The following is a 25,122-nucleotide window of genomic DNA, read 5'->3' as shown; positions in this document are numbered from 1 at the left end:
GTCGCAATCCACACCGAACCCGGAAGGCCCTCACCCGTTCAAGATCCCTCAGCCGAGACCTACATCACCCGTCCACAACCTCCCGGGACAGAACAGCTAGGGCCTCTCGTTCGGACCATGCCGGGCCCGCGTGCCCCGGTGCCGGACCTCGCGGCGTTGTCGTCGGTCCCCGACGCGAGCGTCGCCTCCGTCCTCCGCTTTGCGATGCACGGCACCAGGCCCCGCTCCCTGATCCGGCCTGATCCGAACGAAAGACCCCAGGGCCTCTCGTTCGGATCATGCCGGGCCCGCGTGCACTCCCTGGTCCCAGCGGCCCGATGGCCGCGGCGGCACGTGCCGCGCAGGGGCGCCGGCCGGGGCGCCCGGGAGGCGAGGCGTGTCCCGGGCCCGGTGCCGGCACCGGGGCGGCCCTCCTCCGCCTCGCCGGACGGACCACCGGCACCCACGGAGGCACGGTGTCCGCCGGCGCGCCCCTGATCCGCCGTACAGCCCTACGCCAGGCCCCGCCGGGCGACGGCCGGTGGCCGGTGGCCCGCGATCGAGGCCACCATGTCGAGCACCTGCCGGGTCTCGGTCACCTCGTGCACCCGGTACACCTGGGCTCCCAGCCAGGCCGAGACCGCCGTGGTCGCGAGCGTCCCGATCACACGCTCCTTCACCGGCCGGTCCAGGGTCTCCCCGACGAAGTCCTTGTTGGAGAGCGACACCAGGACCGGCCAGCCGGTGGCCGTCATCTCGTCCAGCCGCCGGGTGGCCTCCAGGGAGTGGCGGGTGTTCTTCCCGAAGTCGTGCCCGGGGTCGATCATGATCCCGTCCGGCCTGACACCCAGCTCCACCGCCCGCTCGGCCAGCCCCACGGTCACCCGCAGGATGTCCGCCATCACGTCGTCGTAGACGACCCGGTGCGGCCTGGTGCGGGGCTCGGCGCCACCGGCGTGCGTGCACACGAGCCCGGCCCCGTACCGCGCGGCCACCTCGGCGAGCTTCGGATCGACCCCGCCCCACGCGTCGTTCAGCAGATCCGCCCCGGCCTCGCAGACGGCCTCACCCACGTCGTGGCGCCAGGTGTCGACGCTGATCACCACGTCGGGGTGGCGGCGGCGCACCTCCGCGACGAAGCCGACCGTGCGGCGCGCCTCCTCCCGGGCCGTCACCTCCTCGCCCGGTCCGGCCTTGACCCCGCCGATGTCGATGATCGCGGCACCCTCGGCCACGGCCTGCTCGACGCGTGACAGCGCGGGTTCGTCCCGGAAGGTCGCGCCCTGGTCGTAGAAGGAGTCGGGCGTGCGGTTCACGATCGCCATGATCACCGGCTCGTCCGGCCCGAACTCCCGCCGCCCCAGCCTGAGCGCCCCGCTTCGCATCCCTGGTTCCTCCTGTAGCTCGCCCTGCGCCTGCGACCCTAACTGTCGGTGCCGCATGGCACGATCTGACCCGGACAGGTATTCCGCTCCCGGGGAGATGCACGTGTTCTGGTTCTTGCTGCTCACGATGGTCGTCGTCGTGGCCGCCGTCACCCTGGCCGTGGTCGGCGGAGGCGGAAGCGCGGTGCTGCAGGACGTCGAGCCCGACCGGCTCACCGACCCGCTGCCCGCCAACCGCCCCGTGGGCCGCGCGGACGTGGAGGCCATGCGGCTTCCCATGGCCGTACGCGGCTACCGCATGTCGGACGTCGACGAAGCCCTCGGCAGGCTGGGGGCCGAGCTCGCGGAGCGCGACGCCCACATCGCCGAGCTGGAGTCGGCGCTCGCGGGCGCCCAGGCGACCGCCGTCAACGGCCCCGACCTGCTGAAGCGTCCGGCCGGCACCCCGGAGGCCGAGGACGGCCCCGGGAACGGCCCGCAGGATGGGGAGGACGCGCGTTGAGCGGCGCCGAGCCCGCCGCCGACGGGCGCCCGCGCTGCCCGTGGGGGCTCTCCACGGACGACTACCTCGCCTACCACGACACCGAGTGGGGCCGCCCGGTCCACGGTGACGACGCACTCTTCGAGCGCCTCTGCCTGGAGGCGTTCCAGTCGGGGCTGTCGTGGCTGACGATCCTGCGCCGCCGCGAAGGGTTCCGCGCGGCGTTCGCGGGATTCAGCATCCCGGCCGTCGCGAAGTTCACCGACGAGGACAAGGAACGGCTCCTCGCCGACGCGGGGATCATCCGCAACCGCGCGAAGATCGACGCCACCCTGGCCAACGCGAAGGTGCTCGCCGGCTGGCGCGAGGGGGAGCTGGACTCCCTCATCTGGTCGTACGCCCCCGACCCGGCCACCCGCCCGGCCCCCCGGGTCCTCACGGACGTCCCCGCGGTCACCACGGAGTCCACCGCGCTGGCCAAGGAACTGAAGAAGCGGTCCATCCGCTTCGTCGGCCCCACCACCGCGTACGCCCTGATGCAGGCCTGCGGTCTCGTCGACGACCACCTGGCCGACTGCGTCGCACGAGGCGGCGGGCGGTAGGGGCTCGACCGGACCGGGAAACCTGACCGCCCGCGCCGCAGGACCGGGACCGACTCCCGTAGGCCCGGCGTCCCCGCCCGTGGGCCAGGCACAGCCCCCCGTGGGACCGTGCCGGGGCGTGCTCCGGTCCCACGGGTGCTGGGGAGCCGGCCGGCTCGTGAGGGCCCTAGCGGCCGAGGTACTTCGGCCGCTGCTTGGCGAGGAAGGCCTCGACCGCGATGGTGTGGTCCTGCGACGCGCCCGCCCTCGTCTGGAGCTCGTCCTCCTTCTCCAGCGTCTCGGCGAGCGAGTGCTTCGCCCCGTACGCCACCGAGGACTTCAGCGCCGCGTAGGCCACCGTCGGCCCGTCCGCCAGGGCGCGTGCCACCGCGTACGCCTCCTTCGCCAGGTCGGCGGAGGGCACCACCTTGTTCGCGATGCCCAGCTCGTACGCCTCCTGGGCGGAGATCGAACGCGGGAAGAACAGCAGGTCGGCCGCGCGGCCCGCCCCGATCAGCCGGGGCAGGGTCCAGGAGACGCCCGAGTCCGCCGTGAGCGCCACGCCCGCGAACGAGGTGTTGAACGACGCGGTGTCGGCGACCACCCGGTAGTCGGCGGCGAGCGCGAAGCCGAATCCGGCCCCGGCCGCGACCCCGTTCACTCCCGCGACGACCGGCTTCTCCATCTCGGTGAGGGCCCTGACGATCGGGTTGTAGTGCTCCCGCACCGTGCTCAGCGCGTTGCCGCCGGACGACTCACGGGCCTCGGAGAGCTTGCCGACGTGTTCCTTGAGGTCCTGGCCGACGCAGAAGGCGCGCCCGGTGGCGGTGAGCAGAACCGCCCGCACGGCGGTGTCGCCGGCGACCGCCAGCAGGGCGTCGCGGAGCGCGACCTTCGCGGCGGTGTTCATGGCGTTCATCGCGTCCGGCCGGTTGATCGTGATCGTCGCGAGCCCGTCACTCACGTCCGTGAGTACGGCGTCAGCCATGGTGTCGGCCATTCCTCTGTCCCCTTACGGCTCCGGCGTCGTGCCTGTCCAGGCAAGCATGGCGGAGATCGGGCGGGCCGCACATGTGACCTGCGTCTAACGATTGGAGTTCGGCTGGGGGCCGGGGGTGGCGCAGTATCGCAGCTGGATCGCCGAATTGGGTGGTTTTGGGAAAGCGCGTTGCGTAAGCGATGCCGACCGATGTTGGTCATCGGGGTCATCGATGCGGGATAATGCGGAGGAAGCATTGTGTTCGACGCCGGTGAGGCAGCGCCTGTCATGGAGCCGCCGGCTGCGATGAGCTGGTTTCAGGAAGGGGAACGAGCATGGCGGCCATGAAGCCGCGGACGGGCGACGGCCCGCTCGAGGTGACAAAGGAGGGGCGGGGCATCGTCATGCGCGTTCCGCTCGAAGGCGGCGGTCGGCTTGTCGTCGAGCTGACTCCGGACGAGGCCGATGCACTCGGTGACGCGCTGAAGAAGGTCGTCGGCTGAGGCGGAGGCGCCCACACTTCGCTGCTGCCCCGGCACGGGTTCCGTGCCGGGGCAGCGGTGTGCCGGGGGAAGCCCGCCCGCCGGAGCTCCCCTGACGCCGTGGCGTGCCCCGCTCAGCCCCGCCGCACGGCGCACAGCAGGCCGTCGCCGACCGGCAGCAGCCCCGCCATCAGCTCCTGGCTCTCGCGCACGGCCCGCAGCAGCTCCCGCAGCCGCAGGACCTCGGCGGGCTGCGCCGCGGAGTCGATCGTCCGGCCGTCGGCGAAGACGCCCTCGAAGCAGACCAGTCCACCGGGCCGGAGAAGGCGCAACGATTCAGCGAGGCAGTCCATGCTCTCCAGCCGGTCGCCGTCGCAGAAGACGAGGTCGTACCCGCCGTCCGCGAGGCGCGGCAGCACGTCCAGGGCGCGCCCCGGGATGAAACGGGCGCGGTTCGTGGCGAAGCCCGCGGCGCGGAACGCCTGGCGGGCGAACTGCTGCCGCTCGGGTTCCGGGTCGACGGTCGTCAGGACGCCGTCCGGGCGCATCCCCTGCAGCAGATAGATGCCGGACACGCCGGTACCGGTGCCGATCTCGGCCACGGCCTTGGCGTCCGCGGTGGCAGCGAGCAGGCGCAGTGCCGCACCGGTGCCCGACGACACCGGGCGGAGCCCTGACTCACGGGCCCGGTCCCGGGCCCAGAGCAGAGCTTCTTCCTCGGCGACAAAGGCGTCGGCGAATGCCCAGCTCGTCTGCCGGTTGGCGGTAATGACCCTCTCCTGTCCCCGTAGTTGGCGCAACGGTGACTGTATCCGCTGCGCCCGGGAACCCGCAGATGGGACCAGGCGTTAGGTAGGGACGTGGAGGGACATGCGGACCGGGCCCCGCGGCCGGGACCGGAATGTGCCTCTTGCCCCCGGGGACACCGGGGCAACAGCAGGTAAAAAGGCTTATCCGGAGCTAACGGGCGAGGTGGCTATGGTAGGGGCTCCGCTGGACACCACCAGAGCCGATAGGGGAGGTGCGGCTGCGCCTGTGGATCGGAGAGGAGCGCTGCGGCGCTTTCTCGGATCGGTGGGTGAGCCGAAATCCGTGACCGACATTGCTGACCGTTCTTCCGACAAATCCGCACCGACCGCGACCTTCGCCTCAGATGCGGATTCCCAGGCGTGGACCCCGCCCTCATGGGAAGAGATCGTCAGCACGCACAGCGCCCGCGTGTACCGCCTGGCCTACCGGCTGACGGGCAACCAGCACGACGCCGAGGACCTCACCCAGGAGGTCTTCGTACGTGTCTTCCGGTCGCTGTCGACCTACACACCCGGCACTTTCGAGGGCTGGCTGCACAGGATCACGACGAATCTCTTCCTGGACATGGTCCGCCGCAAGCAGCGGATCCGTTTCGACTCCCTCGGCGACGACGCCGCCGAACGGCTCCCGAGCCGAGAGCCGTCCCCGCAGCAGGTCTTCAACGACACGCACTTCGACGCGGACGTGCAGCAGGCGCTGGACACCCTCGCGCCCGAGTTCCGCGCGGCGGTCGTGCTCTGCGACATCGAGGGCCTCTCGTACGAGGAGATCGCCGCCACCCTGGGCGTCAAGCTCGGGACGGTGCGCAGCCGCATCCACCGCGGCCGTTCGCACCTGCGCAAGGCGCTCCGGCACCGTTCGCCCGAAGCCCGTGCCGAGCAGCGCTCCCTGGCGGACGCGGTCCTGGCGGGGGAGGGCGGTACGGCGTGAGCGGCACAGGTCCGACCCCCGCGGAACAGCACCTGGGGGACCGTCTCGCCGCGCTCGTCGACGGTGAGCTCAAACACGACGCCAGGGAGCGGGTCCTCGCCCACCTGGCGACCTGCGCACGGTGCAAGTCCGAGGCGGACTCCCAGCGGCGGCTGAAGAGCGCCTTCGCGACATCCTCCGCCCCCTCGCCCTCCGAGGGCTTCCTCGCGCGCCTGCAGGGCCTCCCCGGCGGACCCAGCGGCGACGGCCCGGGCGACGCCTTCGGCGGTGGCCGGCGGTTCGGTGAGGGCGTCTTCCCCGTCCCGCAGACCGGTGGCCCCGGCGACGGCGGGCGATCACCGCTGGACGGCCTCGGGTACCTCCCCACCCCCCACGGCTCGACGGCGGTACTGCCCGGCGGCCCTTCCGCCTCCGGCTTCCGCATCCACGAAGTGGCGAGGGAGGCGGAGCGTTCGCCCTGGCGGGCCCGGCGCTTCGCATTCGTCGCGGCCAGCGCGGTCTCGCTCGCGGCGATCGCCCTCGGAGGATCGCTCCCGCTCGACCAGGGACCCGAGCCCCCGCTGAGCGCCGAGGGCGCGGGCAGCAACGCGACCCCACTCGGTGAGGAGGGCCGGACCGGAGCGGCCGAGGTGGCCGACCGCAGCAGCGGAGGCGCCCTCGCGTCCGCCAACACCTGGCCCGGCGCCACGTCTTCCCCCACCGCTTCGAACACCCCGGTCCACGCACCCGCGCTGCTCGGCACCTCGACCCTCGCCCGCACCGGTGCCTTCCCGGTGCTGAACGTCGCCGTGCCCCCGCTGATACGCCCCACCGACGCCGGTCCGCTGTACTCGGCGGCTCTCGGCGCGGGAGCCGAACCGGTGGCGTCCGCGACCGCCGCCGCCCCGCCGCAGGACCACGCGGCGACGCTCACCCCGCTGCGCTGACCGGGACCCTGCGCGCCGATTCGCAAACCTGGTTGAATTCCGGGAGGGACGCCCCGCGGGGCGTGCAAGGGCCAGTGGCGGGGAGAGCATGGACGACGGGAAGCCCAGCGGGCCGAAGGCGAAGTGGTGGAGCCGCCCATCGACGGCGGTACGGAACCGTCCGGACCACCCGGAGGACCCGGCCGTCCCCGCCGGGGAGGCGGCGGCGTCACCCGCTTCCACGGGCGGCGGTGAGCCGGCCGGCGCCAACGCGCCGACGCCCCCGCGTCCCGCGGACGGCGAGGCGGCCCCCGCGGGGCCGCGCACACACATGACGGCGGACGGAGACTTCACACCCGCTCCGCCCGCCCCCGCCGCACCCCCCTCGGACCCGGAGACGGCACCCGCCCCCGCCCCCGCGGCGGAGACGGCGCCCACGGACGCCCCGGAGCCGCCGGAGTCCCAGGAGTTCCGCGAGTCCCAGGAGCCCCGGTGTGCCGATCCGGACACCACCCGCGCCAGGCCCCTGCACACCCCCGACGAGTACAGCACCCCGCCCTACGGCGGCCCGGGCCCGTGGGCGCCCGCGCCGCCCGTGCAACGCCCGGTGCCGACCCCCGCCCACGGGACGGCCGTGCAGCCGCCCAACGCGGCTTCCGGTGGCCACGGCACGCCGGCGGGAGCCTTCCACGACCACACCGGCCCCTACGCGACGGCGCCGCACACCGTGCCCCAGCAGCCCTCGGCCGGGCATCCCTCCCCGGCTCCGGCGCCGCCCCCCGCCCAGGAGGTCCCGCAGGGCGCACCGCAGTGGCCCCGGTACGACCCCTGGAGCACCCACCAGCAGCCGCTGAGCCACCACGGCCAGGGCCCCGACGCCCGGCCCCGCAGGAGCCGCCGGGGCGCCGCCCTCGCCGGAGCCGCGCTGCTCGCCCTCGTCGCGGGCGGGATCGGCGGGGGCATCGGTGCCTACGTCGAGCGCAACGGCGGCCTCACGACCGTCGAACTGCCCCAGTCCGACGGGGACGCCGGCGGCCGGGCACCCGACAGCGTCGCCGGTATCGCCGCCAGCGCCCTGCCCAGCGTGGTCACCCTGCACGTCAGCGGCTCGGCGGAGTCCGGCACGGGCACCGGCTTCGTACTCGACGACCGGGGCCACATCCTGACCAACAACCACGTGGTCGCCCCGGCCGGTGACACCGGCGACATCACCGTCACCTTCAGCGGAGGCGAGAGCGCCCCCGCCGAGATCGTCGGCAAGGACAGCGGCTACGACCTGGCCGTCGTCAAGGTCAGCGGTGTCTCGGGCCTCAAGCCCCTGCCGCTCGGCAACTCCGACAACGTGCGGGTGGGGGACCCGGTGGTGGCGATCGGTGCACCCTTCGACCTGTCCAACACGGTCACCTCCGGCATCATCAGCGCGAAGCAGCGCCCCATCACCGCGGGCGGGGAGAAGGGCGACGGCAGCGACGTCAGCTACGTCGACGCCCTGCAGACCGACGCACCCATCAACCCGGGGAACTCCGGCGGCCCGCTGGTCGACGCCGAGGCCCGGGTCATCGGCATCAACAGCGCGATCCGGGCCGCCGACAGCTCGGCGGGCACCGAGGGCGGCCAGGCCGGTTCCATCGGCCTCGGCTTCGCCATACCGATCAACCAGGGCAAGCGGGTCGCCGAGGAGCTGATCAACACCGGAAAGGCGACACACCCGGTGATCGGCGTCACGCTGGACATGGAGTTCACCGGTGACGGGGCCAAGGTCGGCGGATCGGGCGGCGGCCGGGCGGTGACCGAGGGGGGCCCGGCCGACAAGGCGGGCATCCGTGAGGGCGACATCATCACCGAGGTCCAGGGCGGCCGGGTGCACAGCGGGGAGGAGCTGATCGTCAAGATCCGCGCGCACCGCCCCGGCGACCGGCTCCGGCTCGTGCTGACCCGGGGTGGTGAGGAACTGTCCAGGACCTTGACGCTGGGATCGGCGAGCGGCACCTGACGGTCACCGGCAGGTACCGTCCTGACAGCTTCGCCGGGTACCGTGGAGCGGTCCGGGCCCCTGCCGACCTGGCGACGGAGAACACGCGGAGAACACGCGGAGAACACGAGGAGCAGCAAGGTGTTCAATGACATAGGCGCACTCGAGCTGCTGACGCTCGTGGTCCTCGCCGTGCTCGTATTCGGCCCGGAGAAGCTGCCGAAGGTCATCCAGGACGTCGCGCGCACCATCCGCAAGATCCGGGAGTTCTCGGACAGCGCGAAGGAAGACATCCGCTCGGAGCTCGGACCGCAGTTCAAGGACTTCGAGTTCGAGGACCTCAACCCCAAGACGTTCGTCCGCAAGCAGCTCATGGACGGCAACGACGACCTGGGGCTCAAGGAGATCCGCGAGAGCTTCGACCTGCGCAAGGAGATGGCCGAGGTCGCCGACGCGGTGAACGGCCGTGAGAGCGCCTCGTCCGGTGGCGCGGCCGCGTCCCCGGCCTCCGACGGCGCCAAGCCGGACCTCCTGAAGAAGCCCGCGCCGCCGGCCAAGGACGAGCGTCCGCCCTTCGACGCCGACGCCACCTGAGACCCGTCAATCCCGACTCGTCCGGACGGTATGGCTATTCTCCATCTGTCCGGTTGCGAGGTTGCCCATGCCCACGGGGGGAGGGCCGCTCCGGATCAGCGGGAGATCGAGGAGGCGGCCGGGCAGATGGAGACGACGAGTCGGGCAGGGGCGGATGGTGCGCCCAGCGCAGTCACCGGGGAAGGGGTGCCGGCGTCCCGGCGTAAGGTCGACGGCTATCTGAAGGCGCCGTTCCCCTGGTACGGGCTGGACGAGGCCTTCACCGGGCAGCGCTGGCTGATGCAGGTCACCGCGGGTGCGGACGACACCGTGCACCACGGTTCCACCGGGCACGGTGAGGAGCCCGTCGTACGGGCGGACGCCGGTGCGGAGAAGGCACGTTTCGCGGTGGTCGTGACGGTGGGCAGCAGCCCCGTCAGGGACAGCGACGACGGCACGGGCGTCCTGGACGCGACCACGGTCTCGTCGGCGGCCTGGCTGGCCGGCTCCGGCCTGCTGGACTGCACCTGGCCGCCACAGATGGACCACACCCTGCGTGGTGAATGGCTGAACCAGCAGACCGAGACCGCGTTCGAGCTCGCCGACGAGCTCGGCGGCGAGCCGTGGTCGACGCTCTCGCTCCCGGTGGACGGCGTGCCGGTCGACTTCCACTACCGCGAGTCCGAGTTCGGCTGGGTCCTCGCGGGTTCGGCCCCGGACGGGGTCCACATCGGCGCGTACGGGCGGGGCATGAGCGCCTACGGCCTGGGATTCGCCGTGATCGGCGACATCGCGTCGTACGAGAACTGAAGCCGGCGGCGGTGCACGGGTGGGGGCGGCCTCCTCAGGAGGCCGCCCCCACCCGTGCACCGGTTCAGAACTTGTTGCGCGGGGTCAGCCCCAGCGACATTCCCGACAGGCCGCGCTGACGGCCGCTCAGCTTGCCGGCCACGGCGCGAAGCGCGGCGCCCGCGGGGGAGTCCGGGTCGGACAGGACGACGGGCTTGCCCTCGTCGCCGCCCTCCCGCAGGCGTACGTCGATCGGGATGGATCCGAGGACCGGGACCTCGGCGCCGACGGTCTTCGTCAGCCCGTCGGCGACCCGCTGCCCGCCACCCGAACCGAACACGTCGACCATCTCGTCGCAGTGCGGGCACGGCATGCCCGACATGTTCTCGACGACGCCCACGATCTTCTGGTGGGTCTGCACGGCGATGGAGCCGGCCCGCTCGGCGACCTCGGCGGCGGCCTGCTGCGGGGTCGTGACGACCAGGATCTCGGCGTTCGGGACGAGCTGGGCCACGGAGATCGCGATGTCGCCGGTGCCCGGGGGCAGGTCGAGCAGCAGGACGTCCAGGTCGCCCCAGTACACGTCGGCGAGGAACTGCTGCAGCGCGCGGTGCAGCATGGGCCCCCGCCACACCACCGGGGCGTTGCCCGGGGTGAACATGCCGATGGAGATCACCTTCACGCCGTGCGAGGACGGCGGCATGATCATGTTCTCGACCTGGGTGGGCTTTCCGTCCGCGCCCAGCATCCGGGGCACGCTGTGCCCGTAGATGTCCGCGTCGACCACACCGACCTTCAGACCGTCGGCGGCCATCGCCGCCGCGAGGTTGACCGTCACGGAGGACTTGCCGACGCCGCCCTTGCCGGATGCCACCGCGTACACCCGGGTCAGCGATCCGGGCTTGGCGAAGGGCACCTCGCGCTCGGCGGTGCCGCCGCGCAGCGACGAGGCGAGCTCCTTGCGCTGCTCGTCGCTCATCACGTCGAGAGTGACCTCGACCCGGGACACGCCCTCGACCCGGGCCACCGCGTCGGTCACGTTCGCGGTGATCGTCTCGCGCATCGGGCAGCCGGAGACCGTGAGGTACACGGTGACAGCGACCACACCGTCAGGATCGATCTCGACCGATTTCACCATGCCGAGTTCGGTGATCGGTCGGTGGATCTCCGGGTCGTTCACTGTCGCCAGTGCCTCGCGCACCGCGTCTTCCGTAGCCATACCCCGATAGTACGGGTGCGTGCGGCGCACCGGCCTACGGGTGAGTAGCCCCTCCACGGTCGGCTTCGTCACTCTCGGCCGGGAAGAGCATCCGGCGCTCCTCCATGTCCTTCAGCATCGCCTCCAGCTCCGAGCGGATCCAGTCCCGGGTGGCGACCTCCCCGAGGCCCATCCGCAGGGCGGCGATCTCCCGGCTGAGGAACTCGGTGTCCGCGATCGACCGCTCGTTCTGCTTGCGGTCCTGCTCGTGGGTGACGCGGTCCCGGTCGTCCTGGCGGTTCTGCGCCAGCAGGATCAGCGGAGCCGCGTAGGACGCCTGGAGCGACAGCATCAGGGTGAGGAAGATGAACGGGTACTCGTCGAAGCGCAGGTGCCCGGGCGCGAAGATGTTCCACACCACCCACAGGACGATGATCAGCGTCATCCAGACGATGAAGCGTCCCGTCCCCAGGAAGCGGGCGATGCGCTCGGAGAACCGGCCGAACGCCTCGGGGTCGTACTCGGGCAGCAGCCGGCGCCGCGGGGCCTTCGGCTGGTCGAGCCGGGGGCGGGGCGGGCGGACGATCCCCGAGGCACCGGTCGGCGCGGCCCTCGCACGGTCCTCAGCGGCCACCGGTGATCCCCTCCTCGCCCTGGAAGTCGGTCTCGCGCCAGTCCTCGGGCAGCAGGTGGTCCAGCACGTCGTCGACGGTCACCGCGCCGAGGAGCGAACCGCTCTCGTCCACCACCGGCACCGAGACCATGTTGTAGGCGGCCAGATAACTGGTCACGGCGGGCAGCGGGGTGTCCGGGGCCAGCGGCACGAGATCGCTGTCGACGATCGAGCTGACCAGGGTGTACGGCGGATCCCTCAGCAGCCGCTGGAAGTGCACGGTGCCGAGGTACTTGCCGGTGGGCGTCTCGTCGGGCGAGCGGCACACGTAGACCTGCGCGGCGAGCGCGGGCGACAGGTCCTGCTGGCGCACCCGGGCGAGGGCGTCGGCGACCGTCGCGTCGGGCCGCAGGATGATCGGCTCCGTCGTCATCAGTCCGCCCGCCGTGCGTTCCTCGTACGACAGCAGCCGCCGTACGTCGGCGGCGTCGTCCGGCCGCATCAGGGCCAGGAGCCGTTCCTTGTCCGCCTCCGGGAGCTCCGAGAGCAGGTCGGCCGCGTCGTCCGGGTCCATCGCCTCCAGGACGTCCGCGGCGCGGTCCTCCTCCAGCTTGCCGAGGATCTCGACCTGGTCGTCCCCGGGCAGCTCCTCCAGGACGTCCGCGAGGCGGTCGTCGTCCAGGGCGGCGGCCACCTCCGCGCGGCGCTTGGGGGACAGATGGTGCATCGCGTTGGCGACGTCGGTGGGGCGCAGCCGCTCGAAGGTCGCCACCAGGCTCTCCGCGCCCTGCCCGTGCTCCTCCAGCGAGAAGCCGCTGATGGCCGACCACTCCACGGTCAGCGCCTCACCCTTGCGGCGCAGTGCCCCGCCGCGGCCCTTGCGGACGAAGAACTTGTCGATCTCCCAGTCGCGGCGGGCCGGGAGCTGGTGGATGGCGACGTCGAGGACGGTCACCTCCTCCTGCGTCTCGACGAGGCGCACCCGCCGGTCGAGGAACTCGCCGAGGACCAGTCGCTCGGTCGGGCGCTGCTCGAAGCGCCGCATGTTGACCACGCCGGTCGTGATGACCTGGCCGGACTCGACACCCGTCACCCGTGTCATCGGCAGGAAGATGCGCCGCCGGCTCACGACCTCGACGACCATCCCCAGCAGCCGCGGCGGCTTGCCGCCGACCCTGAGCATCGCCACCAGATCCCGGACCCGGCCGACCTGGTCACCGTTCGGGTCGAACACGGGTACGCCGGAGAGGTGCGAGACGAAGACCCTGGGGGTGCCTGCCGCCATCCTGCGGGCTCCCTTCGCCCCTCACGTCGTCGTCTGCCGTGATCAGGCTAGCCCGTACCCGTCCGGGACGCTCTGGCGGACCGTCCGGACGGCGCTCTGCCGAATGGCGTACGCGGCACGGGTACGCTGCCGTCTGCCACCCCCGACACACAGACGAGAGGCAGTGCGCCCGTGACCTCTTCCGCCCCCGCAGTCCGGGCCCGCCGCCGGAACGCGTTCGCCGTGGTGCTCTGCGCGGGGCTGACCGTCGCCCTCACGGCCTGTGCCGGGGAGGACCCGGACAAGGGGACCAACGGTGTCGGCAAGCTGACGGCGGAGCAGATCGACAAGAAGGCCCGGGCCGCCGCCGACGCCGCGGACGCGGTGCGGCTGACCGGCAAACTGGTCAGCAAGGACGGGAGTTACTCCCTGGACATGCGGCTCAGCGGCGAGGGCGGCAGCGGGTCGGTCAGGTCGAAGCAGAACACCTTCGAGATCCTGCGCGTCGGGGACGAGCTCTACCTCAAGGCCGATGCCGGCTTCTGGAAGGACGAGTCCGCCGACGACCAGGGCGCACAGGCCGCCGACAAGCTCGACGGCAAGTACGTGAAGGTGCCCGAGGACGACCCCACGTACCGGCAGCTGCGCGGCTTCACCGAGAAGAAGACCCTCCTCGACGGGATGCTCACCCTGCACGGGAAGGTCAGCAAGGGCGGCCGGAAGACGGTCGGCGGGGTGCGGACGGTGCAGATCATGGGCGGAAGCGGTGAGGGAGGCGCGCTGGACGTCTCCCTGAAGGGAACCCCCTACCCGCTGCGAGTGGCGCGCGGCGGGGGCGGCGGCACCGTCACCCTGGCCGACTGGGGCAAGACCTTCCCGCTGGAGGCACCGGCGGAGGACGAGACCGTCGACTACGGCGGCGAGCTGCCGAAGTCCTCCGGCTGAGACCGCCTCTCAGCGCCTCCCGCGCCGCTTCAGCAGCAGCCGGGGGAGCGCGGCGGGCGCCGATTCGCGGGTGATCGCCGACGTGGGCAGCGGGGCCGCGGCCAGCGAGCCGTCCGGCAGGTCCGTGTGCGGCTCGTCCGGCGTCAGGCGGACGACCCTGCACGCGTCCGCCCAGCGTTCCGTCAGCTGCTCGGCGTCCGGGGCGTTCAGCCGCTTGCCCTTGAGTTCGGCGACGGCCGCCTCCCATTCCGCGGAACGCGGCTCCAGCACCGTGACGGTCGCGGACCAGGCGACGATCCTGCCGCCCTTGTCCTTGCTGCGCACGGTCACCTCGGCCCGCGAACCGGTCTCCAGCCCTTCCGGGAGCGGCTGTTCCCCCGGGCCGTCGCCCACGAGCACTGCGGCACCCTCGTGCCACACGTGCCACATCGCCCGCGCGGGGCCGGTGCCCCGCACCCAGAGGAGGCCGGACTTCTTGGTGGCCTCCTCGACGAGAGCCCGGGCCAGCAACGCGTCAGCAGCAGTCATGCCAGAACTGTATTCGGGCGTCCCGCGGAAGTCCCGTCCGCCCGCGGCCGGCGCGAATCGCCCGACGCGCCTCAGAGCCAGCCGTTGCGCTTGAGCGTGCGGTGGATGGAGAAGCAGACGGCGCCGATGAGCGCCAGCACCATCGGGTAGCCGTACGTCCATCCCAGCTCGGGCATGTGCTTGAAGTTCATGCCGTAGACCCCGCAGATCATCGTCGGCACGGCGATGATCGCCGCCCAGGACGTGATCTTGCGCATGTCCTCGTTCTGCGTGACCGTGGCCTGGGCCAGGTTGGCCTGGAGGATCGAGTTGAGGAGCTCGTCGAAGCCGATGACCTCCTCGTGCACCCGGGCCAGGTGGTCCGCCACGTCGCGGAAGTACTTCTGGATGTCGGGGTCGATCAGGCGCATGGGGCGCTCGCTCAGCAGCTGCATCGGGCGCAGCAGCGGGGAGACGGCGCGCTTGAACTCCAGGACCTCGCGCTTGAGCTGGTAGATGCGGCCGGCGTCGGAGCCGCGCGGACCGCCCTTGTCGGGGGTGGAGAACACGTCGATCTCCACCTCGTCGATGTCGTCCTGCACCGAGGCTGCGACCGCGATGTATCCGTCGACGACGTGGTCGGCGATCGAGTGCAGCACCGCGGAGGGGCCCTTGGCCAGCAGCTCGGGGTCCTCCTGCAGCCGGTGGCGCAGAGCGCGCAGCGAACCCTGCCCGCCGTGCCGGACGGTGATGACGAAGTCCGGACCGGTGAAGCACATCACCTCACCGGTCTCGACGACCTCGCTGGTCGCGGTCAGCTCGGCGTGCTCGACGTAGTGGATGGTCTTGAAGACCGTGAACAGCGTGTCGTCGTACCGCTCCAGCTTGGGCCGCTGGTGGGCGTGGACGGCGTCCTCCACGGCCAGCGGGTGGAGGCCGAACTCCCGCGCGATACCCGAGAACTCCTCCTCGGTCGGCTCGTGCAGGCCGATCCAGGCGAAACCGCCCTCCTCCCGCACCCGCAGCCTGGCCTCACGCGGCGTCAGGCAGGCGTGGTCGGAGAGACGGCGCCCGTCCCGGTAGACCGCGCAGTCGACGACGGCGCTGGAGGCGGACGGGTCACGGGTGGCGTCGTAGCTGCTGTACGGGGTGTTGCTCTTGCGCAGGGACGGGCGCACGGCGGCGCGCAGGTCACGGATCATCGACATGGCTGGCTCCTCTTCACCGAGGGCCGTCGGCGGGCACGTGGAACAGCCCGGAATGAGGACGTGCGCTCACGTCCGCAAAGCGGGCGGCACCGCGTGGGCACGATGACGGCGTTCGCTACAGACAGACAGAAACGAGGGGCTCTTCCGTGCGCGAACTGCCGTGGTGACGGCCCGGATACGGCGTCAGGCCACAGAAGGAAGGCGTCGGGCGGAAGAGCGGTTGGTACTGCACGGTCGACTTGGATCCACCGCAGCCCCACCTCCTCCAGCCGGTCCCCCGTGGGGGAGCACGTGTTGTCAGGACTGAGAGCGACGCTTCTGCGTGCTGTCCCGACCGACGCCTCAGGCTATCAGCCGGGTGAGGAGCCAATCCCTTCCTTTGCCCGTTCCCTACGCGTTCTATGCTCGCCGCATGGGAGAAATTCTTGATCTGGCCGAAGCCCGGCTCCGTACGGCGCTGGGGGAGCCGGACGCCCGCGCCGACGTGACGTTCCTCGGCACGGACCGCATCGAGGTGCTCCGGTTCGTCGACGGCGACGTGGTGCGTTACGCCACACTCGGCATGTCGGCCCAGCCGATGGCCGACCCGACCTCGCCCCTCGCGGACCCGGTGAAGGGGCCGCGCGCGGAACTGCTGCTCTCCGTACGCGCGGGGCTCGCCGACACCGACCAGGTGCTGCGGCCGCTCGCGGTGCTCGCGGCGTCCCCGCAGGTCGAGGGGGTGATCGTGGCCCCCGGCGCGTCGCTCGACCTCGGGCAGCCGCTCTGGCCCGGGGCGCCGTTCAGCTCCGTCCTGGTAGCCGAATCCGGCGGACTGGTCGAGGACCTGGAGCTGGACCCGCCGATGGAACCGGTGCGCTTCCTCCCGCTGCTGCCGATGACGGCCAACGAGGCCGCCTGGAAACGGGTCAGGGGCGGGCAGGAGCTCCAGGAGCGCTGGCTCGCGCGGGGCACCGACCTCAGGGATCCGCTGCGCGCGTCGGTCGCGCTGGACTGAGACGCGGCGGGTGCCCCGGGCCGGCGCGCCCCGTGGAGGGAGAAGCCCCGCCGCGCGGCCAGGAGGGGAGCCGCGGGCGGGGCGGGACGGGGCGACCCGAGGTGTCAGTCGGCGAAGACGGTGACGCTGTCCTCGACGGCGTGGGCCGGCTCCAGCTCCTGTGCGTCGTGGGTCAGCGCCGTGCGCCGTGCCCACACGACCAGGGCTCCGACGAGCGCCGCGAGCGCGGCGACCACGAACGGGATGTGGATGTCGCTCCACTCCTCGATCTTCGGAGCGAGGTAGGGGGCCGCGGCCGCGGCGAACCAGCGGACGAAGTTGTAGCCGGCGCTCGCCACCGGGCGCGGCGCGTCCGACACACCGAGGGCGAGTTCGGTGTAGACGGTGTTGTTCATCCCGATGAAGGCACCCGAGACGATGGTGCAGACGATCGCCGCCGTGTGGTTGCCGTATCCGAGGACCACCAGGTCCGCGGCGAGGAGCACCAGGGAGCCGCCGACCACCTTCAGCGAGCCGAAGCGCCGCTGGAGCCGCGGGGCGACGAGCACCGAGAAGACCGCCAGCAGCAGACCCCAGGCGAAGAACACCGCGCCCGACCGGTACGGCGACATGTCGAGCACGAACGGTGTGAAGGCCAGGATCGTGAAGAACGCGTAGTTGTAGAAGAAGGCCGACGTGGCGACGGAGGCCAGCCCGCCGTGTCCCAGAGCCCGGATCGGGTCGAGGAGCGACGTCTTCCTGGCCGGCCTGGGCTGTTCCTTGAGGAACGCGGTGATGCAGAGGAAGCCGATCGCCATCAGGGCGGCGGTGCCGAAGAACGGGTAGCGCCAGCTGGCGTCACCGAGCAGCGCGCCGACGAGCGGGCCGCACGCCATACCGAGGCCGAGCGCGGACTCGTACAGCAGGATGGCCGCGGCGCTGCCTCCGGCGGCGGCGCCGACGATCACCGCGAGGGCGGTGGAGACGAACAGCGCGTTGCCCAGCCCCCAGCCCGCGCGGAAGCCGACCAGCTCGGCGACGGACGAGGACGTGCCGGAGAGCCCGGCGAAGACGACGACCAGCGCGAGGCCGGTCAGCAGGGTCTTCCGGCCGCCGATGCGGCTGGAGACGAATCCGGTCACCAGCATCGCTACCGCGGTGATCAGGAAGTACGAGGTGAACAGGAGGGACACCTGGCTGGGTGTGGCCTCCAGCCCCTTGGCGATGGACGGCAGGATCGGGTCCACCAGCCCGATCCCCATGAAGGCGACGACCGAGGCGCCCGCCGTGGCCCAGACGGCCTTCGGCTGACGCAGGATGCTGGTCGCGCCCTCGTCGAACGGATCCTCTCCTCGCATGGCGTCCCTCTCCATAGTTCGTTGCGTTACGCACAGATTAAGTTAGAGGGGCTAATAAATGCAAGCTACATGCATCTTGTCGGGTGGGAGTTCCGGCGCGGATGGGTGATCGCCTTGACGCGACGACGGCCGGGGAGGACCGTGGAGCGATATGAGGGGCGAACCCAGTTGCCCGAAGTGCGGTGGCCGGGTCAGGGCGCCCGGTCTGTTCGCCGATGCCTGGCAGTGCACCGTGCACGGGCCGGTGCACCCGATGCAGCCGGTGGTCCCACCCGGCGTCGAGGCGCTGGGCGTGGTCGTGCAGCGTGCGCGGGTACCGGTCTGGATGCCCTGGCCGCTCCCGGTGGGCTGGCTGTTCACGGGGGCCGCGTACGCCGGGGACGACCGCAGCGGCGGCCGTGCCACCGCCGTCGTGTGCTCCGGCCCCGGACCTCTCGGGGGGATGGGCGAGCTCCTGCTGGTCGCCGAGGAGCCCGGCGTCGGGCTGGGGGCGCGTTACGCCGGTCTCGACGGACCGGACCCCGGCCCGGGACTGCGGGTCGATTCGGTCCCCGACGCCAAGGTGCACGCCGCGGGACGCCCCACCGCGCTGTGGCACGTCAAGGACGCGCCCGCCGACCGCGCGGTGTTCGCGGGCGAGGCGCGCGGCCTCTGGCTCTGGGCCGTCGTCTGGCCGGAGCGGTCCGGTCTGCTGATGTACGACGACCTCGTGCTGACCGATCTGCGCGACGCGGGCGGGGAAGTCGACCTGCTGCCCTGCGGGGCGCTCAGCCCCCGGCTGCTCGGCCGCCCCTGAGGGTGGCCGGGACGGACGGCTCCCGCCGGTTATCCTTGGGCGTCCCCTGTCCGTCCACCAGCACCGGAGTCCGCGTCGTGCGTATCGACCTGCACACCCACTCCACCGCGTCGGACGGCACCGACACCCCCGCCGAGCTGGTGGCCGAGGCCGCCGCGGCCGGCCTGGACGTCGTCGCCCTCACCGACCACGACACGGTCGGGGGCCACGCGGAGGCCGCAGCCGCTCTCCCGGAGGGCCTGACCCTGGTCACCGGCGCCGAGCTCTCCTGCCGCATCGACGGCGTGGGCGTGCACATGCTGGCCTACCTCTTCGACCCCTCCGAGCCGGAACTGGCCCGTGAGCGCGAACTCGTCCGGGACGACCGGGTGCCCCGGGCGCAGGCGATGGTGCGCAAGCTCCAGGAGCTGGGGGTGCCGGTCACCTGGGAGCAGGTCGCCAGGATCGCCGGGAACGGATCCGTAGGACGTCCCCACGTGGCGACCGCCCTGGTCGAACTCGGGGTCGTCGCCACCGTCTCGGACGCCTTCACCCCGCCCTGGCTCGCCGACGGCGGACGCGCGTACGCGGGCAAGCACGAGCTCGACCCGTTCGACGCGGTCCGGCTGGTCAAGGCTGCCGGCGGGGTCACCGTCCTCGCCCACCCGCTCGCCGTCAAACGCGGCCGTGTGGTCTCCGAGGACGTGATCGCGAGGCTGGCCGACGCCGGCCTCGACGGCGTCGAGGCCGACCACATGGACCACGACGAGCCCACCAGGGCCCGGCTGCGCGGCCTCGCCGGCGAGCTGGGGCTGCTGACCACCGGGTCCAGCGACTACCACGGCACCCGCAAGACCGTCCGGCTCGGGGAGTACACCACCGACCCCGAGATCTACGGCGAGATCACCCGCCGCGCCACGGGCGCCTTCCCCGTGCCCGGCGCGGGCGGACCCCTTCACGCGTAACACCGCTCAACCCCCTTCCGGCTTTCCCGTGCGTCCGTGCCGCGCTCCCTCGCGTGCGGACACGCCCGATCCCCGTCTCCCCGTTCTTCTCCCGCAAGGCTCACCGTGTTCGACCTCGCCGTCTTCGGCTCCCTCTTCCTCACCCTCTTCGTGATCATGGATCCCCCCGGGATCACCCCGATCTTCCTGGCCCTCACCGCGGGCCGGCCGGCGAAGACGCAACGGAGGATGGCGCTCCAGGCCGTCTCCGTCGCGTTCGGCGTGATCGCGGTCTTCGGCCTGCTCGGTCAGCAGATCCTGGCCTACCTGCACGTCTCGGTCGACGCGCTGATGATCGCCGGCGGGCTCCTCCTGCTGCTCATCGCGCTGGACCTGCTCACCGGGAAGACCGACGAGCCCACGCAGACCAAGGACGTCAACGTCGCCCTGGTGCCGCTCGGCATGCCGCTGCTGGCCGGCCCCGGCGCCATCGTCTCGGTGATCCTCGCCGTGCAGAACGCCGACGGGGTCCAGGGCCAGGTCTCCGTCTGGTCGGCCATCCTCGCGATGCACCTGGTGCTGTGGGTGACCATGCGGTACTCGCTCCTGATCATCCGCGTCATCAAGGACGGAGGCGTCGTACTCGTCACCCGGCTCGCGGGCATGATGCTGTCGGCCATCGCCGTGCAGCAGATCATCAACGGTGTCACCCAGGTCGTACAGAACTCCTGAGCCGCCCGGCCGGACAGCGCCGCCGGACAGCAGTGCGCCCTCGCACGGACCATCCGTGCGAGGGCGCTTCGTCTTCAGCTCGTCATGCGTCCGAGGTCGGCGACGCGAAAGCGGTGCGAGGTGTTATGAAGCCGTGGTGTCGGCCGGCCGGATGTAGATGCGCTGGCCCGTTGCCGCGGCCTGCTGCACGATCCGGTTGACGGAGGCGGCGTCCACGACGGTGCTGTCCACGGCGGTACCGTCGACATCGTCGAGTCGCATGATCTCGAAGCGCATAGGGCTTCCCTTCGTCTGATCCTCCTGATGGAGAACTACTTGCGCCGGTGGGGCGTCCCACCGGCAAGGATAGGAACGCGAAGCTTCCTCCGCGTTCCACACGGGTTACAACGGCTTGCGCACCGCAAACATTCCCTACGCTAAGGAAATTTTTTGGATGTCTAAGTACCCTTCGGTAATCAGACATGCGCGGACGATGAGGCCGGCATGAGCCACGCGGACACGACGGACGAGGGAACCGGTATCCGCGCGCAGCTGGACCGTACGAACGCGCTGCTCCAGCGGGTGCTGGCCGAGGTCTCCAAGACACCCTCCACCCACGCGATCTTCGTCGACGCGGGCTACGTCTACGCGGCGGCCGGACTGCTCGTCACCGGCACCGAGGACCGTCGCTCCTTCGACCTGGACGCGGAGGGGCTGATCGAGGCCTTCATCGACAAGGCCCGCACGATCTTCGCCGACAGCAGGCTGCTGCGCGTCTACTGGTACGACGGCGCGCGGCGCCGGATCCACACCGCCGAGCAGCAGTCCATCGCCGAACTCCCCGACGTCAAGGTCAGGCTGGGGAACCTCAACGCCAACAACCAGCAGAAGGGCGTCGACTCACTCATCCGGTCCGATCTGGAATCGCTGGCCAGGCACCGCGCCATCAGCGACGCGGCGCTCGTCGGCGGCGACGAGGACCTGGTCTCGGCCGTCGAGGCCGCCCAGGGATACGGCGCCCGGGTCCACCTCTGGGGCATCGAGGCCGGAGAGGGGCGCAACCAGGCCGAGCCGCTGCTCTGGGAGGTCGACAGCCAGCGCACCTTCGACCTCGACTTCTGCCGCCCTTATGTGACCCGTCGTTCGGTCACGATGTACGACGACGACAGCCCCGCCCCCGCACGCGAGGACGTGCGTTTCGTCGGCGCCCAGATCGCGGCGGCCTGGCTCGCCGCCCGCGGACGCGACGCCCTCGCCGACCTGCTCCCCGGGCACCCGTACCTGCCGGGCTCCGTCGACCAGGACCTGCTCGTCGAGGCCGAACGGATCCTGCAGCACTCCCTGCGCGGCCACGCCCCGCTCCGCCGCGCCCTGCGCGACGGCTTCTGGCAGCACCTTCAGGCGCAGTACTGACGCCGCGCCCGGCGCGCGGACCGGCTCAGGCGGCGTTCCAGAACGCGGCCAGGGCCGCGGCGGTCTCCGCCGGACGGGCGGTGTTGGGGGAGTGCTCGGCGCCCTTGACCACCGTCCGGTGGGCGCCCAGCCGCCCGGCCATCTCGTCGAGCAGCGGCAGGGGCCACACGTCGTCGCTCTCCCCGGAGATCACATGCACGGGAAGGGGCAGGGCCGAGAGCTCGGCCACCCGGTCGGGTTCCCGGGAGAGCTGGGCGCCGGTCGCGATCAGCTGCGCCGGGTCATGGCTCAGCCAGCGCCGGCGCAGGCCCTCGCCGTCTCCCGTGTCCGCGTCCTCGGGCGGGTCCATCGCGCGCATCATGCGCCAGACGTCGTCCATGCTCCAGCGGACGAGCGCGTCGCTGAGCAGGGCCGCCTTCGTCCGCTGGGCCGGGTCGATCGCGGCGGGTCCCGACGACATCAGGGTCAGCGAACGGAAGGGCGAGGGGTCCAGGAGTACCGCCGCGCGGGCGATCTGCCCGCCCAGGGAGTGGCCGAGCAGATGGATGCCGCCCGTGGCCGCCGCCCCGTCCACCGCCGCTGCCTGCGCCAGTACGTCACGGGCCAGCTCCTTCTGCGCGTAGGACCCCTGGTCACCCGTACCGGCGCTCTCGTACTGCCCCCGGCCGTCGACGGACAGCACACGGAAACCGGCGGCCGTCAGCGGTTCGAGCAGGGCGATGAAGTCCTCCTTGCTGCCGGTGTAGCCGGGCAGCAGGAGCGCGGTGGAGTGGGCGCCCGAGGCAGGCGCCGCGTCCAGGACGGCGAAGTCGCCGCGCTCGGTGCCGAGTACGCGCCTGCGGGCGCAGGGGGGCGGGGTGAAGGTGGGCGGCCGGCTCATGGGGCCGAGACTATCGCCGGGTTCCGGGCTCCGCCCCGGCAGGCGTACGGCCCCGGCCCCCGCGAGTGCGGGAACCGGGGCCGTACGGGGATCTGCGGCAGTCGCTCAGCCCTCGGTCGTCTCCGCGGCGGCCGTCGCCGCACGGGAGCGGCGCCTGCGAGGCTTCGCGGGTGCCGCCTCGTCCGCCAGCGTGCTCGCCACCGCTGCCGCCTCAGGCTTGGCGGCCGCACGGGTGCGGCGGCGCGGCTTGGTCTCCGCGGTCTCCTCGGCGGCCGGGGTGGTCGCCGGAGCGGTCTCCGCCTCGGACTTCGGCTTGGCGGCCGCGCGGGTGCGGCGGCGCGGCTTGCTCTCGGTGACGGGCTCGGAGGGCGGGGCGATCTGGAAGTCCACCTCGTCGGCGGGCTTCACGATCCGGGCGCGGCGGCGCGGCCTGGTGGCCACGGGCTCCGCGGCCGGTGCCGACACGGCCACGGTCTGGAAGTCGACGACCGCCTCGGCGGCCGGTGCGGCCGCCTCGGACACCTTCGGCGCGGCGGCGCGGGTGCGCCGACGGCGCGGCTTGGCGTCCGCGGCCGGCTCGGCGGCCTCCGCCGCGGGCTTCACGGCCGGCGTCTCGGCGACCGCCACCGCGGCTTCCGCCACGCCCTCGGCCACGGCGGCACGGGTACGGCGGCGACGGCGCGGGGTGCGCGGCTCCGGAGCGTCCTCACCGGGAGCCTCCGCCGCGGGCGCCGGCACCGAGGCGACGGCGTTCTCCTCGACGGTGCTGCCACCGCGGGTGCGGCGGCGCTGACGCGGGGTGCGCGGCGGGCGCTCCTCGCGCGGAGCGGGCGCGGCGGACTTGCGGCCACGGCCGCCGGTCTCGCCGAGGTCCTCGATCTCCTCCGCGCGCAGACCGGCACGGGTCCGCTCGGACCGCGGCAGGACACCCTTGGTGCCGGCCGGGATACCGAGGTCCTCGTACAGGTGCGGAGACGTGGAGTACGTCTCGGCGGGGTCGGGGAACTTCAGGTCCAGGACCTTGTTGATCAGCTGCCAGCGCGGGATGTCGTCCCAGTCGACCAGCGTGATCGCCGTGCCCTTGGCGCCCGCGCGGCCGGTGCGGCCGATGCGGTGGAGGTAGGTCTTCTCGTCCTCGGGCGACTGGTAGTTGATGACGTGGGTCACACCCTCGACGTCGATACCGCGGGCGGCGACGTCGGTGCAGACGAGGACGTCCACCTTGCCGTTGCGGAAGGCGCGCAGGGCCTGCTCGCGCGCGCCCTGCCCCAGGTCGCCGTGGACCGCGCCGGAGGCGAAGCCGCGCTTCTCGAGCTGCTCGGCGATGTCGGCGGCCGTCCGCTTCGTACGGCAGAAGATCATCGCCAGGCCGCGGCCCTCGGCCTGCAGGATCCGGGAGACCATCTCGGGCTTGTCCATCGAGTGGGCGCGGTAGACGAACTGCGCCGTGTTCTTGACGGTCGTGCCCTCGTCGTCGGGCGAGGTGGCGTTGATGTGCGTCGGCTGCGACATGTAGCGGCGCGCGAGGCTGATCACGGCACCGGGCATCGTGGCCGAGAAGAGCATCGTCTGGCGCTTCGCCGGGAGCATGTTGATGATGCGCTCGACGTCGGGCAGGAAGCCCAGGTCGAGCATCTCGTCGGCCTCGTCGAGGACGAGGGCGCGGATGTGCGACAGGTCGAGCTTGCGCTGACCCGCGAGGTCGAGCAGCCGGCCAGGAGTGCCGACGACGATGTCGACACCCTTCTTCAGCGCCTCGACCTGCGGCTCGTACGCCCGGCCGCCGTAGATCGCGAGTACGCGGACGTTACGGGCCTTGCCGGCGGTGAGCAGGTCGTTGGTGACCTGCTGGCACAGCTCACGGGTGGGGACGACGATCAGGGCCTGGGGCGCGTCCGTCAGCTTCTCGGGCGCGGCACGCCCGGCCTCGACGTCGGCGGGGACGGTCACCCGCTCCAGGAGCGGAAGACCGAAGCCGAGCGTCTTGCCGGTGCCGGTCTTCGCCTGGCCGATGACGTCGGAGCCGGAGAGCGCTACCGGAAGCGTCAGCTCCTGGATGGGGAAGGGGGACGTGATGCCGACCGCCTCGAGGGCCTCGGCCGTCTCGGTGAGGATTCCGAGGTCGCGGAACGTAGTCGTAGTCAGGGTGCTGCCTCTTCTGTGAGACGCGGTCCGAGGCGAACGATGGGGGTCGTACCGTGCCGGGGTTGGTCATCCGGCCATGGATGGGCCGGGTGGCGCGGGACCACTGCCGTCGCTCGAGCGCTCGTGCCGCTGAGGGGGCCCCTCATCTTGCGGTCGTGCGTGACGCACGGCCTGCGTGGAGGGCTGTCGGGTCGGAGCCGATCGGGCCACCGACCGGGCATCCTCATTCAAGGGCGCGCTCCTGGCACAGCAAAGTGCTCAGCGAGCGCATTACCACTGTACCCCGGATTCGCGCATGTGTGTCGGGCGAATTCATCGG

The 25,122-nt window shown here is 72.0% G+C and carries 26 protein-coding genes; 14 read left to right on the top strand and 12 right to left on the bottom strand.

The genetic code is table 11. The annotated features are described in order from the left end of the window. Positions 1 to 491: 491 nt before the first annotated feature. The gene (gene folP, locus ACFXOA_RS16920; protein WP_385028193.1) at positions 492 to 1,364 is read right to left on the bottom strand and encodes a dihydropteroate synthase; all 873 of its coding nucleotides are present in this window, start codon (positions 1,362 to 1,364) and stop codon (positions 492 to 494) included. Between the two features lie 97 nt (positions 1,365 to 1,461). Here folP and ACFXOA_RS16915 point away from each other — a divergent pair, with 97 nt between their 5' ends. Further along, positions 1,462 to 1,866 carry a DivIVA domain-containing protein gene (locus ACFXOA_RS16915; protein WP_385028223.1) on the top strand — a complete coding sequence of 135 codons (405 nt, stop codon included), beginning with the start codon at positions 1,462 to 1,464 and terminating at the stop codon, positions 1,864 to 1,866. Then, complete coding sequence (locus ACFXOA_RS16910; RefSeq protein ID WP_385028190.1) at positions 1,863 to 2,447, top strand: DNA-3-methyladenine glycosylase I; 585 nt, start codon at positions 1,863 to 1,865, stop codon at positions 2,445 to 2,447. Before ACFXOA_RS16915 ends, ACFXOA_RS16910 begins: the two co-directional genes overlap by 4 nt. A gap of 166 nt (positions 2,448 to 2,613) precedes the next feature. On the opposite strand, the gene ACFXOA_RS16905 is transcribed toward ACFXOA_RS16910, so the two are convergent. Continuing rightward, a complete protein-coding gene (locus ACFXOA_RS16905; protein ID WP_385028187.1) occupies positions 2,614 to 3,426 on the bottom strand; it encodes an enoyl-CoA hydratase/isomerase family protein in 813 nt (270 codons plus the stop codon). A 314-nt stretch (positions 3,427 to 3,740) separates the two neighbouring features. On the opposite strand from ACFXOA_RS16905, the gene ACFXOA_RS16900 reads away from it, so the two are divergent. Then, positions 3,741 to 3,908, top strand: coding sequence for a DUF3117 domain-containing protein (locus ACFXOA_RS16900; RefSeq protein WP_003966491.1), 168 nt, complete (start codon positions 3,741 to 3,743; stop codon positions 3,906 to 3,908). Between the two features lie 113 nt (positions 3,909 to 4,021). Here ACFXOA_RS16900 and ACFXOA_RS16895 read toward each other — a convergent pair whose 3' ends face one another. After that, complete coding sequence (locus ACFXOA_RS16895; RefSeq protein WP_362556284.1) at positions 4,022 to 4,687, bottom strand: O-methyltransferase; 666 nt, start codon at positions 4,685 to 4,687, stop codon at positions 4,022 to 4,024. Positions 4,688 to 4,865: 178 nt separating this feature from the next. On the opposite strand from ACFXOA_RS16895, the gene sigE reads away from it, so the two are divergent. The 5 genes from sigE to ACFXOA_RS16870 all read left to right on the top strand — a co-directional run bounded on the left by sigE (position 4,866) and on the right by ACFXOA_RS16870 (position 9,887). Further along, the gene (gene sigE / locus ACFXOA_RS16890) at positions 4,866 to 5,627 is read left to right on the top strand and encodes an RNA polymerase sigma factor SigE (protein ID WP_385028220.1); all 762 of its coding nucleotides are present in this window, start codon (positions 4,866 to 4,868) and stop codon (positions 5,625 to 5,627) included. Further along, positions 5,624 to 6,553, top strand: a complete 930-nt coding sequence (locus ACFXOA_RS16885; protein ID WP_385028183.1) for an anti-sigma factor family protein — start codon at positions 5,624 to 5,626, stop codon at positions 6,551 to 6,553. The genes sigE and ACFXOA_RS16885 overlap by 4 nt, the downstream gene beginning before the upstream one ends. A gap of 88 nt (positions 6,554 to 6,641) precedes the next feature. Next, positions 6,642 to 8,525 (top strand): trypsin-like peptidase domain-containing protein, encoded by a 1,884-nt coding sequence (locus tag ACFXOA_RS16880; RefSeq protein WP_385028180.1) that lies wholly within the window; start codon positions 6,642 to 6,644, stop codon positions 8,523 to 8,525. A 120-nt stretch (positions 8,526 to 8,645) separates the two neighbouring features. Beyond that, complete coding sequence (locus tag ACFXOA_RS16875; protein ID WP_385028177.1) at positions 8,646 to 9,098, top strand: sec-independent translocase; 453 nt, start codon at positions 8,646 to 8,648, stop codon at positions 9,096 to 9,098. 126 nt (positions 9,099 to 9,224) lie between these two features. Then, a complete protein-coding gene (locus ACFXOA_RS16870; RefSeq protein WP_385028174.1) occupies positions 9,225 to 9,887 on the top strand; it encodes a hypothetical protein in 663 nt (220 codons plus the stop codon). A 64-nt stretch (positions 9,888 to 9,951) separates the two neighbouring features. Here the strand turns inward: ACFXOA_RS16870 and ACFXOA_RS16865 are convergent, their stop codons facing one another. Genes ACFXOA_RS16865 through ACFXOA_RS16855 form a run of 3 tightly spaced genes read right to left on the bottom strand, consistent with a single transcriptional unit; the run spans position 9,952 to position 12,962 of the window. After that, positions 9,952 to 11,085: an Mrp/NBP35 family ATP-binding protein gene (locus ACFXOA_RS16865; protein WP_385028171.1), complete on the bottom strand. Its 1,134-nt coding sequence runs from the start codon at positions 11,083 to 11,085 to the stop codon at positions 9,952 to 9,954. 34 nt (positions 11,086 to 11,119) lie between these two features. Further along, on the bottom strand, positions 11,120 to 11,698 hold the full coding sequence (locus ACFXOA_RS16860; protein ID WP_385028168.1) for a DUF1003 domain-containing protein: 579 nt from the start codon (positions 11,696 to 11,698) through the stop codon (positions 11,120 to 11,122). Then, on the bottom strand, positions 11,688 to 12,962 hold the full coding sequence (locus tag ACFXOA_RS16855; protein ID WP_385028165.1) for a magnesium transporter MgtE N-terminal domain-containing protein: 1,275 nt from the start codon (positions 12,960 to 12,962) through the stop codon (positions 11,688 to 11,690). The genes ACFXOA_RS16860 and ACFXOA_RS16855 overlap by 11 nt, the downstream gene beginning before the upstream one ends. A gap of 171 nt (positions 12,963 to 13,133) precedes the next feature. Between ACFXOA_RS16855 and ACFXOA_RS16850 the strand changes: the two genes are divergently transcribed. Next, positions 13,134 to 13,886: a hypothetical protein gene (locus ACFXOA_RS16850; RefSeq protein WP_385028162.1), complete on the top strand. Its 753-nt coding sequence runs from the start codon at positions 13,134 to 13,136 to the stop codon at positions 13,884 to 13,886. A gap of 9 nt (positions 13,887 to 13,895) precedes the next feature. On the opposite strand, the gene ACFXOA_RS16845 is transcribed toward ACFXOA_RS16850, so the two are convergent. After that, positions 13,896 to 14,414 (bottom strand): hypothetical protein, encoded by a 519-nt coding sequence (locus ACFXOA_RS16845; RefSeq protein WP_385028159.1) that lies wholly within the window; start codon positions 14,412 to 14,414, stop codon positions 13,896 to 13,898. A gap of 71 nt (positions 14,415 to 14,485) precedes the next feature. Further along, on the bottom strand, positions 14,486 to 15,601 hold the full coding sequence (locus ACFXOA_RS16840) for a magnesium and cobalt transport protein CorA (RefSeq protein WP_385028156.1): 1,116 nt from the start codon (positions 15,599 to 15,601) through the stop codon (positions 14,486 to 14,488). 412 nt (positions 15,602 to 16,013) lie between these two features. On the opposite strand from ACFXOA_RS16840, the gene ACFXOA_RS16835 reads away from it, so the two are divergent. Beyond that, positions 16,014 to 16,598: a suppressor of fused domain protein gene (locus ACFXOA_RS16835; RefSeq protein WP_385028153.1), complete on the top strand. Its 585-nt coding sequence runs from the start codon at positions 16,014 to 16,016 to the stop codon at positions 16,596 to 16,598. Positions 16,599 to 16,702: 104 nt separating this feature from the next. Here the strand turns inward: ACFXOA_RS16835 and ACFXOA_RS16830 are convergent, their stop codons facing one another. After that, a complete protein-coding gene (locus ACFXOA_RS16830; RefSeq protein ID WP_385028150.1) occupies positions 16,703 to 17,935 on the bottom strand; it encodes an MFS transporter in 1,233 nt (410 codons plus the stop codon). Between the two features lie 151 nt (positions 17,936 to 18,086). Here ACFXOA_RS16830 and ACFXOA_RS16825 point away from each other — a divergent pair, with 151 nt between their 5' ends. From ACFXOA_RS16825 to ACFXOA_RS16815, 3 genes are all read left to right on the top strand, one after another. Beyond that, on the top strand, positions 18,087 to 18,731 hold the full coding sequence (locus tag ACFXOA_RS16825; protein ID WP_385028147.1) for a DUF6758 family protein: 645 nt from the start codon (positions 18,087 to 18,089) through the stop codon (positions 18,729 to 18,731). Between the two features lie 77 nt (positions 18,732 to 18,808). Beyond that, positions 18,809 to 19,675, top strand: a complete 867-nt coding sequence (locus ACFXOA_RS16820) for a PHP domain-containing protein (RefSeq protein WP_385028144.1) — start codon at positions 18,809 to 18,811, stop codon at positions 19,673 to 19,675. A 105-nt stretch (positions 19,676 to 19,780) separates the two neighbouring features. Beyond that, positions 19,781 to 20,386 (top strand): MarC family protein, encoded by a 606-nt coding sequence (locus ACFXOA_RS16815; protein ID WP_385028141.1) that lies wholly within the window; start codon positions 19,781 to 19,783, stop codon positions 20,384 to 20,386. A gap of 123 nt (positions 20,387 to 20,509) precedes the next feature. On the opposite strand, the gene ACFXOA_RS16810 is transcribed toward ACFXOA_RS16815, so the two are convergent. Further along, positions 20,510 to 20,662, bottom strand: a complete 153-nt coding sequence (locus tag ACFXOA_RS16810) for a hypothetical protein (RefSeq protein WP_362555682.1) — start codon at positions 20,660 to 20,662, stop codon at positions 20,510 to 20,512. A 207-nt stretch (positions 20,663 to 20,869) separates the two neighbouring features. Here ACFXOA_RS16810 and ACFXOA_RS16805 point away from each other — a divergent pair, with 207 nt between their 5' ends. Beyond that, positions 20,870 to 21,778 (top strand): NYN domain-containing protein, encoded by a 909-nt coding sequence (locus tag ACFXOA_RS16805; RefSeq protein ID WP_385028138.1) that lies wholly within the window; start codon positions 20,870 to 20,872, stop codon positions 21,776 to 21,778. Positions 21,779 to 21,803: 25 nt separating this feature from the next. Here ACFXOA_RS16805 and ACFXOA_RS16800 read toward each other — a convergent pair whose 3' ends face one another. Further along, positions 21,804 to 22,658 (bottom strand): alpha/beta fold hydrolase, encoded by an 855-nt coding sequence (locus tag ACFXOA_RS16800; RefSeq protein ID WP_385028135.1) that lies wholly within the window; start codon positions 22,656 to 22,658, stop codon positions 21,804 to 21,806. Positions 22,659 to 22,763: 105 nt separating this feature from the next. Next, the gene (locus tag ACFXOA_RS16795; RefSeq protein WP_385028217.1) at positions 22,764 to 24,707 is read right to left on the bottom strand and encodes a DEAD/DEAH box helicase; all 1,944 of its coding nucleotides are present in this window, start codon (positions 24,705 to 24,707) and stop codon (positions 22,764 to 22,766) included. Between the last annotated feature and the right edge of the window lie 415 nt (positions 24,708 to 25,122).

The sequence above is a fragment of the Streptomyces sp. NPDC059166 genome (assembly GCF_042755185.1).
Classification (GTDB): domain Bacteria; phylum Actinomycetota; class Actinomycetes; order Streptomycetales; family Streptomycetaceae; genus Streptomyces.
This window is presented reverse-complemented; position numbering and strand designations above follow the sequence as displayed.

Excerpts from the sequence above, each read along its gene's own strand:
- folP (WP_385028193.1), bottom strand. The coding sequence starts at position 1,364 with ATGCGAAGCGGGGCGCTCAGGCTGGGGCGGCGGGAGTTCGGGCCGGAC.
- ACFXOA_RS16915 (WP_385028223.1), top strand. The coding sequence starts at position 1,462 with ATGCACGTGTTCTGGTTCTTGCTGCTCACGATGGTCGTCGTCGTGGCC.
- ACFXOA_RS16905 (WP_385028187.1), bottom strand. The coding sequence starts at position 3,426 with ATGGCCGACACCATGGCTGACGCCGTACTCACGGACGTGAGTGACGGG.
- ACFXOA_RS16900 (WP_003966491.1), top strand. The coding sequence starts at position 3,741 with ATGGCGGCCATGAAGCCGCGGACGGGCGACGGCCCGCTCGAGGTGACA.
- sigE (WP_385028220.1), top strand. The coding sequence starts at position 4,866 with ATGGTAGGGGCTCCGCTGGACACCACCAGAGCCGATAGGGGAGGTGCG.
- ACFXOA_RS16880 (WP_385028180.1), top strand. The coding sequence starts at position 6,642 with ATGGACGACGGGAAGCCCAGCGGGCCGAAGGCGAAGTGGTGGAGCCGC.
- ACFXOA_RS16870 (WP_385028174.1), top strand. The coding sequence starts at position 9,225 with ATGGAGACGACGAGTCGGGCAGGGGCGGATGGTGCGCCCAGCGCAGTC.
- ACFXOA_RS16865 (WP_385028171.1), bottom strand. The coding sequence starts at position 11,085 with ATGGCTACGGAAGACGCGGTGCGCGAGGCACTGGCGACAGTGAACGAC.
- ACFXOA_RS16855 (WP_385028165.1), bottom strand. The coding sequence starts at position 12,962 with ATGGCGGCAGGCACCCCCAGGGTCTTCGTCTCGCACCTCTCCGGCGTA.
- ACFXOA_RS16845 (WP_385028159.1), bottom strand. The coding sequence starts at position 14,414 with ATGACTGCTGCTGACGCGTTGCTGGCCCGGGCTCTCGTCGAGGAGGCC.
- ACFXOA_RS16840 (WP_385028156.1), bottom strand. The coding sequence starts at position 15,601 with ATGTCGATGATCCGTGACCTGCGCGCCGCCGTGCGCCCGTCCCTGCGC.
- ACFXOA_RS16835 (WP_385028153.1), top strand. The coding sequence starts at position 16,014 with ATGGGAGAAATTCTTGATCTGGCCGAAGCCCGGCTCCGTACGGCGCTG.
- ACFXOA_RS16830 (WP_385028150.1), bottom strand. The coding sequence starts at position 17,935 with ATGCGAGGAGAGGATCCGTTCGACGAGGGCGCGACCAGCATCCTGCGT.
- ACFXOA_RS16825 (WP_385028147.1), top strand. The coding sequence starts at position 18,087 with ATGAGGGGCGAACCCAGTTGCCCGAAGTGCGGTGGCCGGGTCAGGGCG.
- ACFXOA_RS16810 (WP_362555682.1), bottom strand. The coding sequence starts at position 20,662 with ATGCGCTTCGAGATCATGCGACTCGACGATGTCGACGGTACCGCCGTG.
- ACFXOA_RS16805 (WP_385028138.1), top strand. The coding sequence starts at position 20,870 with ATGAGCCACGCGGACACGACGGACGAGGGAACCGGTATCCGCGCGCAG.
- ACFXOA_RS16800 (WP_385028135.1), bottom strand. The coding sequence starts at position 22,658 with ATGAGCCGGCCGCCCACCTTCACCCCGCCCCCCTGCGCCCGCAGGCGC.